This is a genomic window from Cupriavidus sp. WS, from assembly GCF_000395345.1.
GTDB classification, from domain to species: Bacteria; Pseudomonadota; Gammaproteobacteria; order Burkholderiales; family Burkholderiaceae; genus Cupriavidus; species Cupriavidus basilensis_B.
The window spans coordinates 1-1222 of sequence record NZ_AQPL01000710.1 but is presented as its reverse complement, the minus strand read 5'-3'; the positions used below and the strand labels follow the sequence as shown (position 1 = coordinate 1222).

At 67.9% G+C, this 1222-nt stretch carries 1 protein-coding gene; it reads left to right on the top strand.

The genetic code is table 11. The annotated features are described in order from the left end of the window. Positions 1 to 806: hypothetical protein (locus K206_RS44590; RefSeq protein WP_231401749.1), on the top strand; the 806-nt coding region annotated here is incomplete at its 5' end. Between the last annotated feature and the right edge of the window lie 416 nt (positions 807 to 1222).

Below are 1222 nucleotides of genomic sequence, written 5' to 3'. Positions count from 1 at the left end.
CCGCCACGGCGCTGCCGGCGGTGACGCAAGGCATGTGGCTGGCGGCGGATACGAGTGCGGTGAACCCGGCCGATCCGGCGGTGGTGGTGCAACTGGGCGCCGATGGCGCGAGCGTGCCGTTCGGCAGCTTCGACGCGGCCTTCGCCAGTCCGCGCGCGGACTTCTCGCTGGCCGGTTGCGCGCAGTATGCGGCGAGCACGACAGCGGGACGCGCCTTCGTGAAGGCAAGCGGCGGCACCGGCATCGTATCGACGGGCTGGTGTGTCACTTCCGGAACGTGGTGGTGGCAGCCGGTGGGAGGCGGTGCCACCGCCGGGAGAGGTTTCTCGGGAGCGCCAGTCCTTGACGCGCATCCGTTTCCTGGCGGTGGCGGCTTGGCGATCGCAGCAGATGGATCACGCGACGCAATGCAGCTGAATAGCGAGATCTGGTCTGGTGTCGCCCTGGCACCCCTTGCCCAAGGCGCTGTCTCTCCTGACGCCACTGATGAACATGCGCCGATCTATGGCTACGTGGGCGGCAATGGCATCGTTGTCAGTTCCGACACGTTCCTGCCTTATGTCACGCGGGTGCCCTCGGTGCCGCCCTTGATCAAGCTGAGCGCCATCCCGCATTTCGTGCTGGGCCTGCCGGCGCCCTGGTCCGTCATCTACGTCGTCAATACGGACGGCAGCGCGCCGACGACGGTCGCGCTGCCCGGCAATGCACTCGGGCTGGATTTCGCAGGCGCCGTCGACGCCAACGGCAAGCTGCGCATCGCCGTGCGCCTCGCGGACGGCTCGGTGTGGGTCTACGACCAGCCTTGAATCCGCCAGAGGCCGCCAGCCGTTCGCAAGACGGCTCGGCCGATGGCATTGGGCGGTGTCCGGGCGCGGGTCTGTTCTGGCGCGGTGAAAGGGAGCCCGGCCTGCCCATCGGATTCTGGTCTGCGTTGTGATTAGTAGCGCATGCCGTCAAACTTGATAGCCCCGAAGGGGTATGGAGGCGGGGGGAAGCCTGCTGCTAGAGTCGCCCGGGCACGCCGGTGGCGCGCACTTGCCAACAAATAAAAACGGGTCAGGTCACATGTTCCACGGTCTTCATGCCGGCGCGCGGTCTCGCGCGGCCGGTCTGCTCTCGCTTGTCCTCGCCGCGGGCTTGCTGTCCGCCTGCGGCAGCGACGACGCGCCATCTTCTTCCCCCGCCACGCAGGCGCCCGCCAGCCGCCTCATCGTCGACACCG